The sequence below is a fragment of the Corallococcus sp. AB032C genome, assembly GCF_003668935.1.
Taxonomy (GTDB): domain Bacteria; phylum Myxococcota; class Myxococcia; order Myxococcales; family Myxococcaceae; genus Corallococcus; species Corallococcus exiguus.
This window is the reverse complement of sequence record NZ_RAWP01000039.1, coordinates 42,677-59,475: the sequence shown is the minus strand read 5'-3', so window position 1 is coordinate 59,475 and position 16,799 is coordinate 42,677. Positions and strand designations below refer to the sequence as shown.

At 69.1% G+C, this 16,799-nt stretch carries 13 protein-coding genes; 6 read left to right on the top strand and 7 right to left on the bottom strand.

What is annotated here, in order from left to right:
- Positions 1–39: 39 nt before the first annotated feature.
- On the bottom strand, positions 40–1,431 hold the full coding sequence (locus D7X99_RS19120) for an APC family permease (RefSeq protein ID WP_233613527.1): 1,392 nt from the start codon (positions 1,429–1,431) through the stop codon (positions 40–42).
- A 64-nt stretch (positions 1,432–1,495) separates the two neighbouring features.
- Between D7X99_RS19120 and D7X99_RS19115 the strand changes: the two genes are divergently transcribed.
- On the top strand, positions 1,496–2,488 hold the full coding sequence (locus tag D7X99_RS19115; RefSeq protein ID WP_121779026.1) for a hypothetical protein: 993 nt from the start codon (positions 1,496–1,498) through the stop codon (positions 2,486–2,488).
- Positions 2,489–2,507: 19 nt separating this feature from the next.
- Here the strand turns inward: D7X99_RS19115 and D7X99_RS19110 are convergent, their stop codons facing one another.
- Together D7X99_RS19110 and D7X99_RS19105 are read right to left on the bottom strand one after the other, a co-directional pair.
- Entirely contained in the window at positions 2,508–2,930 is a 423-nt protein-coding gene (locus D7X99_RS19110; RefSeq protein ID WP_121779025.1) for an immunoglobulin-like domain-containing protein, read from the bottom strand.
- Positions 2,931–3,130: 200 nt separating this feature from the next.
- Positions 3,131–6,016, bottom strand: a complete 2,886-nt coding sequence (locus D7X99_RS19105; RefSeq protein ID WP_121779024.1) for a YncE family protein — start codon at positions 6,014–6,016, stop codon at positions 3,131–3,133.
- Positions 6,017–6,252: 236 nt separating this feature from the next.
- Here D7X99_RS19105 and D7X99_RS19100 point away from each other — a divergent pair, with 236 nt between their 5' ends.
- Complete coding sequence (locus tag D7X99_RS19100; protein WP_121779023.1) at positions 6,253–8,967, top strand: LuxR C-terminal-related transcriptional regulator; 2,715 nt, start codon at positions 6,253–6,255, stop codon at positions 8,965–8,967.
- Here D7X99_RS19100 and D7X99_RS19095 read toward each other — a convergent pair.
- Both D7X99_RS19095 and D7X99_RS19090 read right to left on the bottom strand, forming a co-directional pair.
- Positions 8,964–9,224 carry a hypothetical protein gene (locus D7X99_RS19095; protein WP_121779022.1) on the bottom strand — a complete coding sequence of 87 codons (261 nt, stop codon included), beginning with the start codon at positions 9,222–9,224 and terminating at the stop codon, positions 8,964–8,966. The genes D7X99_RS19100 and D7X99_RS19095 overlap by 4 nt on opposite strands.
- 11 nt (positions 9,225–9,235) lie before the next feature.
- Positions 9,236–10,114, bottom strand: a complete 879-nt coding sequence (locus tag D7X99_RS19090; protein ID WP_121779021.1) for a hypothetical protein — start codon at positions 10,112–10,114, stop codon at positions 9,236–9,238.
- A 134-nt stretch (positions 10,115–10,248) separates the two neighbouring features.
- Here D7X99_RS19090 and D7X99_RS19085 point away from each other — a divergent pair, with 134 nt between their 5' ends.
- Entirely contained in the window at positions 10,249–11,118 is an 870-nt protein-coding gene (locus D7X99_RS19085) for a hypothetical protein (protein WP_121779020.1), read from the top strand.
- Positions 11,119–11,159: 41 nt separating this feature from the next.
- Positions 11,160–12,050 carry a hypothetical protein gene (locus D7X99_RS19080; RefSeq protein ID WP_121779019.1) on the top strand — a complete coding sequence of 297 codons (891 nt, stop codon included), beginning with the start codon at positions 11,160–11,162 and terminating at the stop codon, positions 12,048–12,050.
- 9 nt (positions 12,051–12,059) lie between these two features.
- Here the strand turns inward: D7X99_RS19080 and D7X99_RS19075 are convergent, their stop codons facing one another.
- The gene (locus D7X99_RS19075; RefSeq protein WP_121779018.1) at positions 12,060–12,845 is read right to left on the bottom strand and encodes a helix-turn-helix transcriptional regulator; all 786 of its coding nucleotides are present in this window, start codon (positions 12,843–12,845) and stop codon (positions 12,060–12,062) included.
- A 70-nt stretch (positions 12,846–12,915) separates the two neighbouring features.
- Between D7X99_RS19075 and D7X99_RS19070 the strand changes: the two genes are divergently transcribed.
- Positions 12,916–13,851, top strand: a complete 936-nt coding sequence (locus tag D7X99_RS19070; protein WP_120575334.1) for a DMT family transporter — start codon at positions 12,916–12,918, stop codon at positions 13,849–13,851.
- 72 nt (positions 13,852–13,923) lie between these two features.
- The gene (locus D7X99_RS19065) at positions 13,924–16,575 is read left to right on the top strand and encodes a pentapeptide repeat-containing protein (RefSeq protein ID WP_121779017.1); all 2,652 of its coding nucleotides are present in this window, start codon (positions 13,924–13,926) and stop codon (positions 16,573–16,575) included.
- Here the strand turns inward: D7X99_RS19065 and D7X99_RS42860 are convergent.
- The gene (locus D7X99_RS42860) at positions 16,572–16,724 is read right to left on the bottom strand and encodes a hypothetical protein (RefSeq protein ID WP_158627034.1); all 153 of its coding nucleotides are present in this window, start codon (positions 16,722–16,724) and stop codon (positions 16,572–16,574) included. The two genes, D7X99_RS19065 and D7X99_RS42860, sit on opposite strands and share 4 nt — an antisense overlap.
- Positions 16,725–16,799 lie beyond the last annotated feature (75 nt).

Here is a 16,799-nt window from a genome sequence, read left to right as displayed (position 1 = left end):
GGGGCGCCTGGCGATCGCGATGGATCGCCGGGCCTCCCATCAAGGCGCGCCCAGGGCCGGCGGGGTCTCTGGCCGCCGGGTGCGCCGGCGCCAGAACAGGAACACGGGCACGCCCGCGCCAAACAGCAACGTGCCCTTGAGCGCGTTGAGCGGGTTGGAGGCCGTGGAGCCCAGCAGGACGTAGAGCGCCGCCGCGATGAAGAGGAGCGGGGTGATGGGATATCCGGGCACCCGGTACGCGGCGCGAGGCACCAGCCCCTGACGTTCGCGTGCGCGGTAGACGAACAGCGTCGCGGCCGTGGCGCCGAAGATGAGCCAGTCGGCGAAGACGACGTAATCGAGCAGCTCGCCGTACGTGCCCGTGCCCGTGAGCAGGATGGCCCAGACCGCCTGGAAGAGGATGGCGTTGGAGGGCGTGCGGTAGCGCGGGTGCAGCCGGGCCATCCACGGGAAGAACAGTCCATCCGCCGCCATGGCCTGGTACACGCGCGGCGACACGAGGATGACCAGGTTGAGGAACCCGAAGGTGGAGAGGGCCACGCCCAGGGTGATGAACGTGCGGCCCGCGGGCCCGATGAGCTGGCCGAGCGCGTCCGCCGCCGGGGCGCTGCTCGCCGCGAGCCCCGCCGCGCCGAGCGTGCGCAGGTAGGTGAGGTTCGCGAGCAGGTATACCGTCACCACGCCGATGACGCCGAGCAGCAGGGCGCGCGGCAGGTTGCGCTCGGGGTCGACCATCTCCTCGGCCACGAAGTTCGTCTGCTGCCAGCCGCCGTAGCTGAACAGCACCGGGACGAGCGCCGCCCCCAGCGCGAGCACGAGGGAGTCAGGCGCCTCCGGAGCGGCCACGACCTCCACCGCGGCGGGATGGGCGCCTTCGAGCAGGAGCCCCGCGCCCACGAGCCCCGCGAGCGCCAGCAGCTTGAGCACGGTGAAGATGTTCTGCGTGAGCGCCCCGGAGCGCACGCCGAAGTAGTTCACCCCGGAGAGCAGGAGGATGGCGCCGACGGCGAGGGGAAAGCGGAAGCCGGGCCCCAGGCCGGTGAGCGCGAGGGTGTAGTTGGCGAAGGTGACGGCCACCGCGGCGATGGCGCCGGTGGCGATCATCAGCATCAATCCCCACGCATTGAGGAACGCGGGCAGCGGGCCGAAGGCATCCCGCAGGTAGACATAGCTGCCGCCCGCCTTGGGGATGCGCTGTCCCAATTCTCCGTAGATGAAGGCGCCAATGAGCGCCACGACTCCGCCGAGCAGCCACACGGCCAGGGTGAGCGTGGGTGTGTGCACGCGCTGCGCGACGATGGCCGGGTTGAGGAAGATGCCCGAACCGATGATGCCGCCAATGACGAGCATCACCCCCGAGAACAATCCGACGCGCCGGGCGTAGCCGTCGCGGTGGGCTCCAGCTTCATCCTGTGGGGGGGAGGGACTCATGGGCCCCAGCATATCGGCTAGCATGGCTGCTCCCGAACATGTCCATGTTGGAAGGAGGGGCCCCTTGGCGACTTCGGATGGCATTGACCCGACGTTGGATGCCCTGGCGATAGAAGGCCCCCTGTCAGGCGTGGAGAGTGCCCTGCGCGCGCTCCCTGCGGCCCAGCAGGCCCGTCGCTTCAAGCACCGCCTGATGTCCGGGGCGCGGTCCTTGGCGCCGCTGGGGGGCGTCATCCTGTGCATCGGGATTGCTGGCACTGTCGAAGGCCCGCTGTCCGCCGTGGCGGGAGTCCTGGGGCTCGGGCTTGCGGCCGCATTGGGGATTCGCGGGATGTTCTCCACCCGCTTTCGCGTGCCTGGGCACGCTGGCGACGATCCGGGCCGCCGGCCGGAGCTGGTGGTCCGGGTGCTTCAGCGCCTCAAGGCGGACCTCGCGCCGGATACGCCTGTGCGCCTGCGGCTTCGTCCCGACCCCCATCCCCAGGGGCCTGGTTCGAGCCTGTATGTCCTCAAGCGCATCAAGACGGCTCCGCCGGATGTGTTGGACCCGTGGCTCACGTTGGAAACGCGGCTGGCGGATGGCTCGCACCTGCGGCTGAGCGCGGTGGAGCGACGCCGGGTCCGGGTCAGCGACCATGGACCCAACGGGCCCCGGCGGCGCACGCGGATCAAGGAAAACGATGCGCTGTTCCTGGAGGCCCGGCTTCGAGTGAAGGAGAAGCGGCACCCGCGGCTCGCTGCGCTGTCACTCGACCGGGCACGGGCGGCCGTGCGCCTTCCTCCCGGCGCGAAGCTCCAGCGGCTGCGCATCACCGGAGAGCACCTGCGGCTCCGGATCCGGCTGGAGGAGACCTGGCGTCCCTTTGTCCCGAAGGACATGGGGGAGGAGAAGTCCTCCACCCCGGATGCATCCCGCGCGGTGACGATGATGCTGCTGAGCCTCTACCAGATGCTCCACCTCGCCCGGACGCCCGTGGCCCCCAAGGCCGTCAAGGAGCCGCCGGGCAAGAAGCCTCCGCACCCGCGCGCCAGGTCGCGGCGCCGCCGCTCCGGGTGACCGGGCTTCCCATCCGCAATCACGGCACCGCCAGCTCGATGTGGAATGGATTGCTGTGCACCTGCTCCTGGACGGTCCGCCCGTCGGAGCCGGTCCGCAGGGTGTCCACGTCGTGCGCGATGCGGTACTCGCCGGCAGGCAACTCCGAGGGGAGCCTCAGCGTTCCATGGGCCCGGGCACCGGCCTTCAGCGTGTGCAGCATGAGCTGACATGCCTCGGTCTCGTTCAGGTGCGGAGTGGCGCCCCACCCGCTGTCCTCCCTGCGCTCGAGCCGCACGGTGCAGAGGTTGTAGCCCACCTCGCGAGTGCCCTCGTTGCGCAGCTCGAGCTGGACGGTGTCGCCGGGGCGATACTCCGTGGCGTCCGTGAAGAGAGAGACCTCGAGCTCTCCACAGGCCACCAGCAGCGTGGTGAGGGCCATCAACGGAAGCGTGAGTCGCATCTGCGTCCTCCTGGGATTGGGCTTTGGCGCTGATGCAACTGCCAGGCCGTGGTCATCCCATCGCCTTCCGCGGGAACGCACCCGTCACCGTGCCGAAAGGCCTTTCAGTTATTTGAGAGCCCCGGCCCCGGACACGAAAAAGCCCCACCTCTCCGGGTTGCACCGGAGAGGCGGGGCAGGGGGCCATCCACGTCAGTCCATCACTGACCGTCGAGCCTGCCGTCCAGGTTCCGGTCGAGCGCGATGCGCGTGCCGGAGCCCGGAGGCACCGCGGTGAAGGTCACCTCCTGGCCCAGCGTGTTCGCCAGCGCGCGCAGGGCCGTCGTGGTGAGGTTGGCGGTGCCGTCGTCCGGCTTCCACGTGCCGGCCACGCGGTCGAAGAGGAAGCCCTTCACGCGGGTGCCGATGGCGGCCTTCGCCACCAGGTCGGCCTCATACGTGGAGCCGCCGAGGATCTTCGACACGAAGGGCGCCTTCGCCCGGGCGATGAGCAGGTCGATGCGCGCTCCCACCGCGGAGGCGTTCGTCGACGTGAGCGTCACCTGCTGTCCGACGATGGGCGCCAGGTCGGAGTCCACCGCCATCATGTAGGCCTCCACCTCGCGGCGATCGGTGTCGCTGCGGAAGCCCACCAGCGGCCCGCCGATGCTGGTGTTGGAGAAGACGATGGCGCTGAAGAAGCGGAACAGCGTGTCCACCGCGCCGTCGTGCGTGTAGCCGAAGCCGCGGATCTGGTCGCCCGTGGGCCCGGTCTCCGAGTGCTGGAAGAAGCTGCTGTCCGGGAAGCCGAACATGCCGACCTTCGTGTACATGTTGCGCACGTGGGGAATCTTCATGATCTGGCTGATTCCCTCGAAGCTGGCCTGGCCGTCGGTGCCAAAATGTCCCTGTGCGGCGTCGATGGTGTGACAGCCATTGCAGTTGAAGCCGGTGTTGGTGCCAATCGCCAGACCGTCCACGCGGCGGCTGCCGAAGTAGAAGTCGCGGCCAGATGCCTGCGTGGACGTGAGCGAGTTGTCCAGCTTGCGGATGGGGTTGGGCGGCAGCTGCACCTGGAGCTGGTAGTTCGTGAACTGGTTCATCTCCGCCTCGGTGGGTTGGTCCACGCGGCCGAGCAGCCCCGGGAAGGCGACGACGAAGTTCTTGAACGACAGGGCTTCGTCATACGAACCCGAGCCGAAGAAGCCCGTCGACCGGTCCCCGCGCCAGTGCATGGCGCCCGAGGTGGACATGCCGCGCAGGGTCTGCGTCGTCATGGGCCCCTTCATCGGGTGGAAGGAGTTCTGGTTGCCGGTGCCGTTGACGTCCGAGCTCGGGTGGCCGGTGAGCAGGCGGAACGCGCCAATCTCCAGGCTGCTCGCGAGCCGCTTGTCGATGGCGTTGGTCGTCACCGCGTCATCCGGGTTGCCCAGGTCCCAGGCGAGCTCGTCCTTGTCGCCAAAGATGTGGCAGCTGGCGCAGGAGGCTTCGCCGTTGGCCGAGGAGAAGTTCGCGTCGTAGAGGAACGGACGGCCCTGCACGACGGAGGCGGGCTCGGGGTTGAAGAGGGCCGCCGAGGCCACCTGGCTCTTCGTGGCCAGGTCGATGACCTTCACCGCGTTGTCGAAGCGGGTCATCACGTAGAGGCGGTTGCGCGCCTCGTCCAGCACCAGTCCGCTGGGGCCGCCGCCGCTCACGGGGATGTAGTTGGCGCTCGCCGTCCGGGGGTTGAAGGTGTCCGCCTCCAGCGCCGCGGTGTCGAACACGCCGACCTTGCTGGAGCTGAACGCGGCCACGTACAGCTTCGCGCCGTCGCTGGAGATGGCCATCTCCGTGGGCGTGGAGAGGCTGTGGTTCTTCGCCGTGGAGTCAAAGCCGGGGGCGCCGGCCAGCTTCGAATAGTCGATGTGCTTGTTCAGGTGGCGCGGAGACACCGTCGTCCCCTTGATGACGGTGATGCGCATCTTCGCGATGTTGCCCTGCACCGTGCTGCCCCCGAAGGTGCCGGGGCCCTCGAAGCGGGTGTGGTTGTTGGCGTCGCTGTTGGTCGCGTACAGCGCGCCCGTCCGCGGGTTGGTGGCCAGGTTGAAGACGGTGGTGCCCACGCCCGTGTAGAACGCCTTCTGCTGCAGGCCATCCGCGTCGATGGCGAAGACGTCCTTGTCCGGCAGGTTGAAGCGCACGCCGTTGTTCCAGTTGCGGCCGAGCGTGTCCTCCCAGCGGCTGAGGGCGCTGTTCCATTTGACGATGAGGCCCGTCTCCGGTGCCTTCGCACCCTGGGCGTTCGTGGAAGGGCCGGGCAGGCCGCCCAGGAAGAGGTTGTTGCCCCACGGGAACGAGTCCGGCTGGACCAGGCACACGCCCGCGCTGCCAAAGCCGTTGCACACGCTGTCCATGTTGATGGTCGTCGTCCGGTTGCCGGACTGCGCGATGGCCGCATAGACCGTCTTCTTGTCCGGGCTGACGGCGAGGCCTCGCGGCGTGTCGCCGAAGAGGGTCAGGATGCGGACGGGCGTGCCGCCCAGCGTCGTCCCCAGGGACGCGGGGTTGAAGACCCAGATGTCCGCCCGGCCCACGCCCGGCGTGGTGAGCTGCGGATCCCCCGCGCCGGGCACGGAGGCGATGGACGGATCCGTGCGCTGCTGGCCCCGGTGCGCGGTGGTGATGAACGCATTGCCGTTGGCGCCGGCGAACACGATGTCGCGCGGCTCGTCACCCACGAGCAGCGTGCGCACCACGTGCGGTGTGCCGCTCACGCTCACCACGCTGATGCTGTCGGACAGGTGGTTGACCACCCAGACCTCGGTGTTGTTGCGCACGGCGACGGACACGGGCTCCAGGCCCACCGGCACCGCGGCCGCGAGCGACAGGCCCGCGCTGGTGACGTTGAAGACCTCCAGGCGGTTGTCCGGCGTGTTGACGGCGAACAGCTTCGTCCCGTCCAGAGAGAGGGCCAACGGACGCACGTGCGCGCTTTCGAACTCGATGAACGAGGGCGCCTGGGCTGCGGAGGGGGATGCGGCGAACAGCGATGCGGCGGCGCACAGCAGACCGGCTCGGGTGCGCCACCGGTTCTTGCTCGGGCCCACTTGCGGGGTACGGACCATGGGGATCTCCTGGGTGAGCGTGTAAGAGCTGCGCACTCGGGATTACCAGCTAGGCCCGCGACATCGCCCCCTCCGAAGGGAGGGGGTGGGGGAGGGCAATGCACGCCTTGGGAGTGTGGGGATGAGACGCACTTCGGTGTTCGCTGGTTGACGCTGGAGGCGTCCCGGCCCCGGTCCCCGCCCGAGTGGCGCGTGGTCTACTTGGGCAATCAATCGGTCACAGGGGGAACGTGCCCATGGGCGATCCGCTCTCGCACCTGCTGCCGACGAAGCTCACGCCGCCGCGGACGGCGTCGGTGCTCGTGTCGCGGAGCGCGGCGCTCCGGAAGATTGAACGGGGTGTTGGCGGCACGCTCGTGCTGGTGACCGCGCCGCTGGGCTCGGGCAAGACGACGCTGCTGACGCAGTGGTACCGCGAGGTGGGCGGGTCGCGGTTGCTCGCGTGGCTGTCGCTCGACGAGCGGGACAACGCGCCCGAGCGCTTCTTCTCCTATCTCGTCGGCGCCATCCGCCGCGCGGCTCCGGAGTTCGACGCGTACATCGCGAGCCAGCTGGACGCGCAGGTGGCGCCACCGCTCGACCATGCGACGACGGTGGTGCTGCGGAGCCTGTGGAACCTGGGGCGCGAGCTCGTCGTGGTGATTGACGACTTCCACGTGCTGCGGGAGCGCTCGTTGGTGCGGGCCTTCTCGTACCTGCTGGACCACGCTCCGCCGCACGTCCATTGGATCGTCTCGTCGCGCAGCCCGCCGGAGCTGGACCTGGCGAAGCTGAAGCTCACCGAGCAGTTGGTGACGCTCGACGGCCGCGACCTGGGCCTGGACGGGGAGGCCATCCACGAGCTGGGTCAGCGCCTGTGCGGCGCCGCGCTCAATCCGGAGGACGTGGAGTACCTGCGCGCGCGCACCGAGGGCTGGGTGGCCGGCGTGAAGCTGGCCCTGCTGACGGCGGGCGAGCACGCCAGCGTGAGCGACGCGCTCCGCAAGGCCGTCGGCTCCAACCACGACGTGGCGAGGTACCTGGCGGACGTGGTGCTGCGGGAGCAGACGGAGGAGGTGCACGCGTTCCTGGTGCTGAGCTCGGTGGTGGACCGGCTCAACGGGGAGCTGTGCAACGCGCTCCTGGGCATCACCCAGGGGCCGGCGCTGCTGGCGGAGCTGGAGCGGGCGCAGTTGTTCATCCAGTCGCTCGACACGCAGCAGCAGTGGTACCGGTACCACCCGCTGTTCCTCGACTTCCTGCGCACGCAGCTCGCATGCACGTACGGCGACCGCATCCCCCGGCTGCACCGGGAGGCGAGCGCGTGGTTCGCCGCGCACGCGCTGCCGGACGAGGCCCTGACGCACGCGTTCGCCTCGGGGGACCGGAGCTGGTGTCTGGAGCTCACGGCCCGGTGCGCGGAGGAGTGGATGCGCGAGGGCGAGATTGCCTCCGTGCTCCATTGGACGGCGAAGCTGACGGCGGAGGAGACCTTCCACGCGCCGGCCATCTGCGTGGCGCGCATCGCGTGCCTCATCCTGTCCCGAGGCTTCGCGCCCGCCTCCCTGGCCCTGCAGGACGCGCAGCGCCGGCTCCAGACGGCCGCGGCGGACCCGGAGCGCGAGCGGCTGTCGCGACAACTCTCCAGGCTCGCGCTGCTGCACGCCGTCCTGTCGGACTCGGCCCCGGCGTCTGGCATCGAGCTGGAGGCATCACCGGGGGACGAGGACCCGGACGTCTTCATGGCGGGCGCGGTGCTGGCGGCGAAAGCCTACCAGGCGCTCCGGCAGAACAGGTTCGATGCGATGCGCAGGCTCGCGTCGGTCGCGCGCGAGACGCTGCAGGGGCTGAACAACCCCTACATGGTGGGCTACACGGACGTCCTCATCGTGCTGGCGGACCGGGCGCAGGGGCACATGAAGGACGCGTCGGACCGGTGCGAGGCGGCGTTCGAGCGCGCGAGCCGGGGACGGCGCAACCCGGTGTGGGTGAACGCGGCGACGGCGCTGGCGAACACGCGTTACGACCAGAACCGGTTGGACGAGGCCGAGGCGCTCTGCATCGAAGTCCTCCCACTCATGTCACAGGCCGCGGTGTTCGAGACCTTCGCGGTGGCCTACCTGGTGCTGGCCCGCATCAAGGCGATTCGAGGCAAGTACGCGGAGGCCTGGCAGCTGTTGGACTACCTGCACAGCGTGCTCGAATGCGGGCACCAGACGCGCTTCCTGGCTCATGTCTGCGGCGAGAAGATCCGACTCGCGCTGGTGGAGCAGTCCCCCGCGAGGATGAAGACGGTGGCGCGGGAGTTCGACCTGGGCGAGCGCATGCGCCGGGGCGAATGGAGCGAGCGGCGCTTCTACGACGAGACCTGGGAGCAGCTGGGGGTGGCGCAGGCGTGGGTGTTGATGGCGCGAGGGCGGCACGACCGGGCGCACGGGCTCTTGGAGACGCTGAGGGCCAGCGCGCATGACGCGGGCTGCGTGGCCCGGGAGACGGCGCTGCTGGCCGCGCTGGCGGTGTGTCACTGGCGAGCGGGAGACCCCGCTGCGGCGTTCGCCGCGGTGAACCGGGGGTTCGCGCTGGTGCCGCGCTTCGGCTTCAGCCGGGGCGTGTTCGACGAGACGCCAGGGTTGCAGGAGGTCATCGTCGCGGCGGCCACGCAGCGCAAGCTGAGCCACGTGCTGCCGGCCCGTTATACCGAGCGGTACCAGGACCTGCTGTCCCTGGGCCCCAGCGGGCCGGCCGGAATCGCACCCCTGCCGAGCGCGCCTCTGGAGCCGCTGACCGAGCGGGAACTCCAGATGCTCAAGCTGCTGGCGCAGGGATTGAGCAACCAGGAGATCAGCGAGCGCTCCAACGTGGCGCTCTCCACGACGAAGTGGCACCTGCGCAACGTGTTCTCGAAGCTCGAGGTGACGACGCGCACCGCGGCCATCGTGAAGGCGCGGGAGCGGCTGGCGCGGAACCTCTAACCGCGCTCATCCTTGACCGTCGCGGCGTTCAAGAGCCTGGTGGCATCCGTGTTGGCGAGCGACACCAGTCCGGCAATCTCCTCGACATGTCCCTCCCTGGCGCAGAAGACAATGGCGCCCAGCAATCGATCGGTGGGATTCGAGACCCGGCTCAACTGCGCGAGCACGGGCTCCACCTGGTCGCGTCCGAACTTCCGCTCAATCTCAGCGACGCGGTCCGCGTGACTGAGACCGTATTCCTGCTTGTTGCGTGGCATCCTTCCCCTCCTTACGCCGCGCGGGAGAGTCCCCGCCGCTCCATGAAGGCTTGCAGCTCGGGCCACCGGCCGGAGAGGAACTCGAAGTCGCCGGGGCGCGCGGGCTGCAACGACGCGAGCGCGGCATCAATGGACGCCGTGTGGCTCGCCGGGTCCAGGGCATCCAGGGCGAAGGCCCGGAGGAGCTTGAGCCGGCGTGCGTCCCGCCCCACCAGTGAATCCGCTTCGCCCGCCCGTGCATCCAGCGTGGACACGGCGGCGGCGGGGTTGCCTTCGCGGCAGAGGAGCGCGACCTCCGGCAGCAGCGCGTAGATGGGGGGCAGGTCGCTGTTGCGCTTGCGTCCCTCCTCCAGCCAGGCGCGCGCGGAGGTCATATCTCCTTCCGCGAAGCGCACGATGGCGATCAGGTTGGGCATCCACTTGTACATCGCCGGCACGGAGCCCCGGAGCTTCCCGGAGCGCTCCGCCGAGCCGAAGAGCTCCAGCGCGCGCCCGGTGTTCCCCTGTGCCAACTCGCACTGGCCCATCATGGCGACCGACACCGTCCGCTGTGCCCCCTGCGTTGCGCGGCGGGCGGCCTCCTCGAAGCGGCGGGAGGCTTCCTGCTCATCCCCCGCGCTGTAGAAGGCGATCGCCTGGTTGTAGGTCCCCAACCAGCGACGGATCCGCCAGTAGAAGAAGGCGAACAGCGTCAGGAAGACTGTGACGACGAACGGGATGAAGAACCGCGGCTCCCCCAGGGCCTCCCGAGCCGCACCACCGCCTCGGCTGAAATAGTTGTAGGCGACGAGGAAGATGCCGACCCAGACCCCCCACGCGAGGACCCGGTGCGGCGCGACGAATGGAAAGGGTTTGAGGTGAGACTCTTTGGGCAGGGGCAGTTCGTTCACGGGACCTTCCACCCTAACACCCCCTGGCCCTCCGTTCAGTCACTCGACTTTCTCGCGAAGGGGGTGAGGGAAATTCCGCCCGGATTTCGTTGATGGCCCATCACCGACACCCCAGACGGGGAGAAAGACGGACCATGAGACTCCGGAAGCAGACCCACCCGTGGACGGGCGCGGCGCTCGCGCTGCTCCTGCCCGCGGCGGCGCTGGCGAACGAAACCCATGTCTACGGCATCGCCAACTTCGGAGGCGCGGGGCAGTGCAATGCCGAATCGCACTCCGTGCATACGAAGACGGCGGCGGAGTTCGCCAACTACTTCGACTCACTCATCAGCTCCGGACTCTGGACGGATGTCCGCACGATCAACAACTCGAGTGCGCGCACCGACCTCTGGACCGATGCCTCGAAGGGGGCCGCAGCCGACGCGAAGGACACCCAGGCCAATGCCGGCGTGGACGACGCGGACGTCCTCTTCGTGCACACCCACGGCGGCCACAGCGAGGCGAACCTTCGCAGCTGGCTGGTGATGGGGACCAACGTGGATGCGTGCTCCGCCGTCACGGACACCCACATGAGCCTGGGCAACGGCAAGCTGAACATCGCCGTCGTGAAGGCCTGCCAGTCTGGCGACTACCAGGTCTGGAAGCAGGGCGGGTACCGGACCGCGCTCGTGACGCCCACCAGCGGCTTCAGCATGTGGAATGCCTTTCACGGCGACTCGTCGTGCGGCAACTTCGTGGCGAGCTACGTGAAGCGCTACGTGGCGAACTCGCGGGGCGACGGCGCGGGCGAGAACTGGATCGACGAGGCCTACGACTGGGACAAGGGCACCGACAACGACGACTGCCCGGTGTCCATCGTCTTCGGTGAAACCAAGGCGCAGCGCGTGGCGATGTTCGAAGCCGGCGGCTGGCGGGACCGCAAGAGCACCGGGCGCAAGGTCGCCTCCACCATCTTCTACGTGGGGGGTTGCGACCCCTCCAGCGGGCAGAAGCTGCCCGAGTGACCACCGCCCCCCTCGACTTCGAACAGAAAGAACGAACCGCCATGAAAAGCCATCTCCTCATCCGATTCCTGACCGTCCTGCCGCTCGCCGCCGTGTCTGGCTGCGACGACGGTGCCTTCATGGATCCCGCCGCCGTCACCACCCAGTCCTCCCGTGCGACCGTCGGCTTCATCATCGACTCCACGGCGATTGCCACGCCCCCCACCGGAGGAATCCCCACCGCGCTGCTTCCCAGCACCGCGTTTGGTGACGCCGCGTTGCAGGGCTCCCTGGTGGGGACGACCGAGCCCTTCACCCAGACGGAGACGCTGGGCTCCCGCGCGGACCTGGAGTCCCTGTCCTGGAAGCTGGAGCGCGACCCGTCCGAAGGCCAGGTGCTGGTGCTGAACAAGGTCGCCAGTGGCCCGGAGACACCGCAGGAGCCCGCGCTCTTGCAGCGCACCGCCCTGGCCCGCCTGCAGCGCTGGGGCATCCCCACGTCGGAGATCGGGCCGGTACGGCAGGTGAAGTCGTTCACCCAGAGCGAGGACCCCGCGGGCCTTGAAGCGCCCGCGCTCCATCGCCACAAGACCTTCGTGATGCGCGCCATCAATGGCATTCGCGTGGAGGGCCACCGCGCGGTGGTCTCCCATGGGCCGGATGGCAGCTTCCAGCGCGCGCTCATCAGCTGGCCGGCTCTGGGCCGTTCGGGCCACCTGCTCCGGACGCGGCTGACGACGGCGCAGATCGAGCAGCGGGCGCGCGAGGCGCTCCAGGCCGAGGGCGAGACCACGGGCGCCGTGCGCCTCTCCTGGAAGTACGTGCCCACCCAACTCGTCACGGGCGGATGGGCGCTGACTCTCAAGGTGGCCGCCGCGATGCCCCCGGTCACCAGCACGACGAGCACCGAGGAGCCACGCGTCATCGACGTGGACGTGAGCGCCGTCCCCTGAGCCGGCTCCTCACGACGCCACGAAGCCGTGGCCGCGGACCTTGTCCGGCGTGGTGCCCGTCATCCGCCGGAACATCGCGATGAAGGCGGAGGCGCTGCTGTAGCCCAGGTCCAGCGCGATGGCCTCCACCGCGTGTCCCTGCTCCAGCATCGCGAGCGTCTTCACCACGCGCAGCCGCTGGCGCCATTCGCTGAACGACAACCCCAGGTGCTGCTGGCAGCGGCGCTCCAGCGTGCGCTCGGTGGTGTGCAGTTCCTTGGCCCATTCCGTCAGGGAGCGCTCATCCTCCGGGTGTTGCTCCAACGCCGTGAGGACCGGCCGCAGGAGCGGATCATCGGACATGGGCAGGTAGCTGCCATGGGCGGGGGCCAGCGCCAGCTGGTCGATGAGCACCCGGAACAACCTGCGCTCGGCGCTGGTGCGTGGCTGCGCCAGCTCATGGGTGCGCAGGTGCTCCATCAAGGACTTCATCAGCGGGCTGACCGCCATCGCGCATGCTGTCCTGGGCAACCCCCGGCACCACGCGGGGTCGAGGTAGAGCGAACAGTGGCTCGCCTCGAAGCGGTTCATGCCCCGGTGCTCCAGGTCGGGCGGCAGCCAGATGCCGTACTGCGGAGGGGCGAGGTAGTGGCTGCCCGCCAGCTTGAGCTCCATCACCCCGCTGTACGCGTAGACGAACTCACCCCAGGGATGGCGGTGCCGCGGATAGGCCGCCTCCGCGGGCAGGCTCGCCGCCCGGAAATACACGGGGTGTGGAAGCTTTGAGGTGAAGGGAACTTGCAGCTGCTTCGCCATGGCGGCTTCTCGGGATGGGTTGTCGGAATCTCGCTATATCCATCCGCCCCGTCAGCCGCAGGATGAAGTCATGAGCTCCCAACGAAAACCCGCGGATGGCTTCGCGCTCGCGACCATGGTCGTGCTGTGCGCCATCTGGGGCTTCCAGCAGGTGGCCGTCAAGATGGCCGCTCCCTACGTCCCCAACCTCATGCAGATGGCGCTGCGCTCGGGTGTGGCCGCGCTGCTCGTGGCGCTGCTGTGCTGGGTGCGGGGCGAGCGGGGGCTGCTGCGCCGCGGGCCATGGCGCGCCGGCATGCTCGTGGGCGTGCTCTTCTCCCTGGAGTTCCTCTTCGTGGCGGAGGGGCTGCGACACACGAACGCCTCGCACATGGGCGTCTTCCTCTACACCGCGCCCGTCTTCTCCGCGCTGGGCCTGCACTGGTTCGTGCCCTCCGAGCGGCTGAAGCGGACGCAGTGGCTGGGAATTGGCGTGGCCTTCGCGGGCATCGCGCTGGCCTTTGGCGGCGGCTGGCTGCGAGGCGGACTCAGCCCGGGCGTGCTCCGCGGAGATGCGATGGGACTGCTCGCGGGCCTGTCCTGGGGCGCCACCACGGTGGTGATTCGCGTCTCGTCGCTGTCCGACGCACCGCCCACGCAGACCCTGCTGTATCAGCTGGTGGGCGGCGCCGCGCTGCTGCTGCCCGTGGCCTTTCTCACGGGCCAGGCCGGCCCCATCACGATGGTCCCCGTGGCCTGGGCGAGCCTGTTCTTCCAGTGCGTCATCGTCTGCTTCGCCACCTACCTCGTGTGGTTCTGGCTCCTGCGCCACTACCTCGCCTCCAACCTGTCGGTGTTCTCGTTCATGACGCCCCTGTTCGGCATCAGCGCGGGCATCCTCGTGTTGAAGGAACAGGCGGACATCTCCTTCGCGGTGGGCGCGGTGCTGGTCCTCACCGGGATCCTCATCGTGAGCGGCGCGGGCCTGCTGCGCTCCGCGTCCGCGTGGAAGCCGGGCGCGACCTGAGACGAGGGACGCCGCGGGTGCGAGCATGGGTTCACTTTCCGCGAGGGTCCCTGTTGAGTATGCAGTTGTCTCATGACCGCTCGACGCGTTTACGGCGCTGCCCCCTTCAACGTCCCCGGCGAGTTCATCGGCATCGACTTCTCGCCGGACTCGAAGCACCTGTGGGCTGCCCTCTCCACGGGGGATGACGGTCACTCTCACGTGGTGTCTTTCGACGTGGCGAGCGGGAACGCGGTCAAACAGCACAAGGCAGACGGTCACCTTCAGGTGGTGCACGCGCTGCCAGGGAATGAGGTCCTCGTGGGAGGGTGGGGGATCATCCACCGCCTCTCCGCGAAGGGCTCGGTGGTCTGGACGTTGGAGGACGGGCAGCACCTCCGCCTGGCGGGCATGAGCGCGGACCGGTCCCGGTTCGTCACCATTGAAGACAACGTGGCCCACGTCCGTGACGTGGAGGGCCACTCCGTCATCCACAAGCTCAAGGAGATGGAGGGAGACCTGTATGCCGTCGCCTTCAGCGCGGACGGCGCGTGGTTCGCGACCGGGTCGTCGAAAGGCGTGGTCCGCTTGTTCGACGCGCGGACCGGCAAGGCGCAGGCGAAGCGCAAGAGCACCAGGGGCCTGGCCCTGGCCTTCTCGCCCTCGGGTGAGCACCTGCTCGTGGGCCACGGCAACGGCAAGGTGGAGCTCTGGGACCTGCCGACGCTGAAGCCGGTGAAGCACTTCGTGGGACGGCACGAGTTCGGCAAGGGACGCGGACCCGCGGGCTGCCGGTGGGTGGGCTTCTCCGCCGACGGCACGCGCGCATACTCGCTGGGCAACGAGGGCCAGGTGTGGACCTGGAGCGTGCCGGACGGCGACGATGGGCCGACCCTCAAGGTGCCCGCTCGCCACATGCAGGGCCCGGTGACGGTCCTGTCTCCAGATGGGCGGTGGCTCGCCAGCGGGTCCACCCAGGGCGCCCTCAGCGTGTGGTCCATGGAGGACCTTGCGCCCATCGCCGGGGCGGCCGCGCCGTCGCCCATCCTGGGGCTGGCGCTGACGTCAGACACCGTCGTCGCCGCGTCGAACAAAGCGTTTGTCTCGTGGGATCTGGGCTCTGGCGCGCGGAAGGAGGTTGAAGCCAACTTCCCTCCCACGGACGTGAAGGCCCTGTCGTCCGGAACGCTGGTGCGGCTCGACCATTCGTCCATCTACGTCGAGAAGTCGCTCAGCGAGAGCTCCCCCGAGGCCTTCGAGCTGGTCAGCTACGCCTCGGGACCGCTCGCCCTCTCCCGGGATGAGACGCGCATCGCCGCGCCCGCGCAGGAGCGGGCCCAGGTCTGGGTGCTGAAGCGGGCCCTGCTCCAGGCAGACCTGGTGCACAAGGAACGGGTCCAGGCCTGCGCCTTCGGGCCCGAGGATGCGTGGCTGGCCACCGCGGACGACGCCCTGCACCTGTGGCGGCTGGGAAAGAAGCCGGAGCGCATCCGGGACATCGCACTGGATGGCGGCGGACAGGTTGAGGGGCTGGCGGTCTCCCCCCGCGGGTGGATCGCGGTGAGTGTGATTGAAATCGACCGTGATGACGCGGACAGCTGGCTGCTGCTCGTGGATCCGCGAAGCGGCGAGACGCTGTGCAAGCTCGAACGGCCCGACGCGGTCCTGGGGCAGGTGTTCTTCGCGGGCGACACGCGCGTCGTGGTGGCGGATTCACTGGGGCGGCTGCTCCACGTGGACGCAACGGACCCGGCGAACGCGCGCTGGCTGGAGCCCGCCCCGGAGGACGCCAGCGCCACCTCGCTGGTGAAGAAGGCGAGGCCCATCGCGCGTCTCGGCGACACGGTGGCCCATGTGGGGCCGGACGGCAGCGTGGTGGTGGAGACGCTGAAGGACGGGCCGCTCGACGCGGGGGCCCCGTTCCTCCTGGATGATGCGCCAAAGCCCAGGAGCGGCAGGAACGCCCTGGCCCAGAAGCCCGAAGGCCTGTTCGAGAAGCGCCTGGAAGGGGCCCGGTTCCTCTTCGGGGGCCGCTTCAGGGACGCGACGCCCACGTTCCGTGAGGGATTGCTGAAGGAACTGGGCGCCTCGGTCGCTGCCAGACCCGATGCGCAGGTCACCCACCTGGTGCTGGGAAATGGTGCCGCCGCCAGCGTCGCCTCGGGGGTTAAGGCCAAGGGCGCGACGTTCGCGGAGCTCTCCGAGAGACACTTCATGGAGCTGCTGCTGCCGACCACGGCAGAGGCCCTGGCGATGCTGCGGAACGAGGTGAAGGACAGCCAGGCGCGCTGGAACTCATGGCGCAAGCGTTACATGGACGCCCAGGGGGAGCGGTTCCCGGTCCCGTTGCAGGGCGTGGACCTGGCGGGGCTCAAGCTGGGCGCGTACCGGCTCCAGGTGTTGGACTTCACCGAGGCCCGCCTCCAGGGGGTGGACTTCACGAAGGCGGACCTCACCGACACCGTCTTCCGGGGCGCGGACCTGCGCGAAGCGAATTTCACCCGGGCCTCCTGCTACCGGGCTGTCTTCTCCGGGGCGAAGCTCCGTGGAGCCCGCTTCGACGGCGCGGATGTGACGTGGAACCGCTTCGACGGCGCGGACCTGCGAGACGTGGACTTCTCGGGCGCCAAGCTGAACTTCGTGAACTTCCGGGGCGCGGACCTGACCGGCGCGAAGATGCCTGGCAATGCGAAAGAGTCGAAGTACGACGAGAAGACCCGCTGGCCCAAGGGTTACAAGCCCTAGCCCCGCTCCCGCGCGCGGTCGATGCGGATGCGCAGCTCGGGGTCCTCCAGCCGATTCGCGATGGCGGCGGCCCGGGCCAGCGTGCGCTCCTGGTCCGGAGCGCCCTGGATGCGAGCGACCATCCGCAGGCCCATCACCCGCAGACGCACATAGCCGCCATCTCCTGCGTGCTCACAGGCGCGTTGCGCGAGCCGGAGGGCATCCTCACGCTCCGCGCTTCGCGT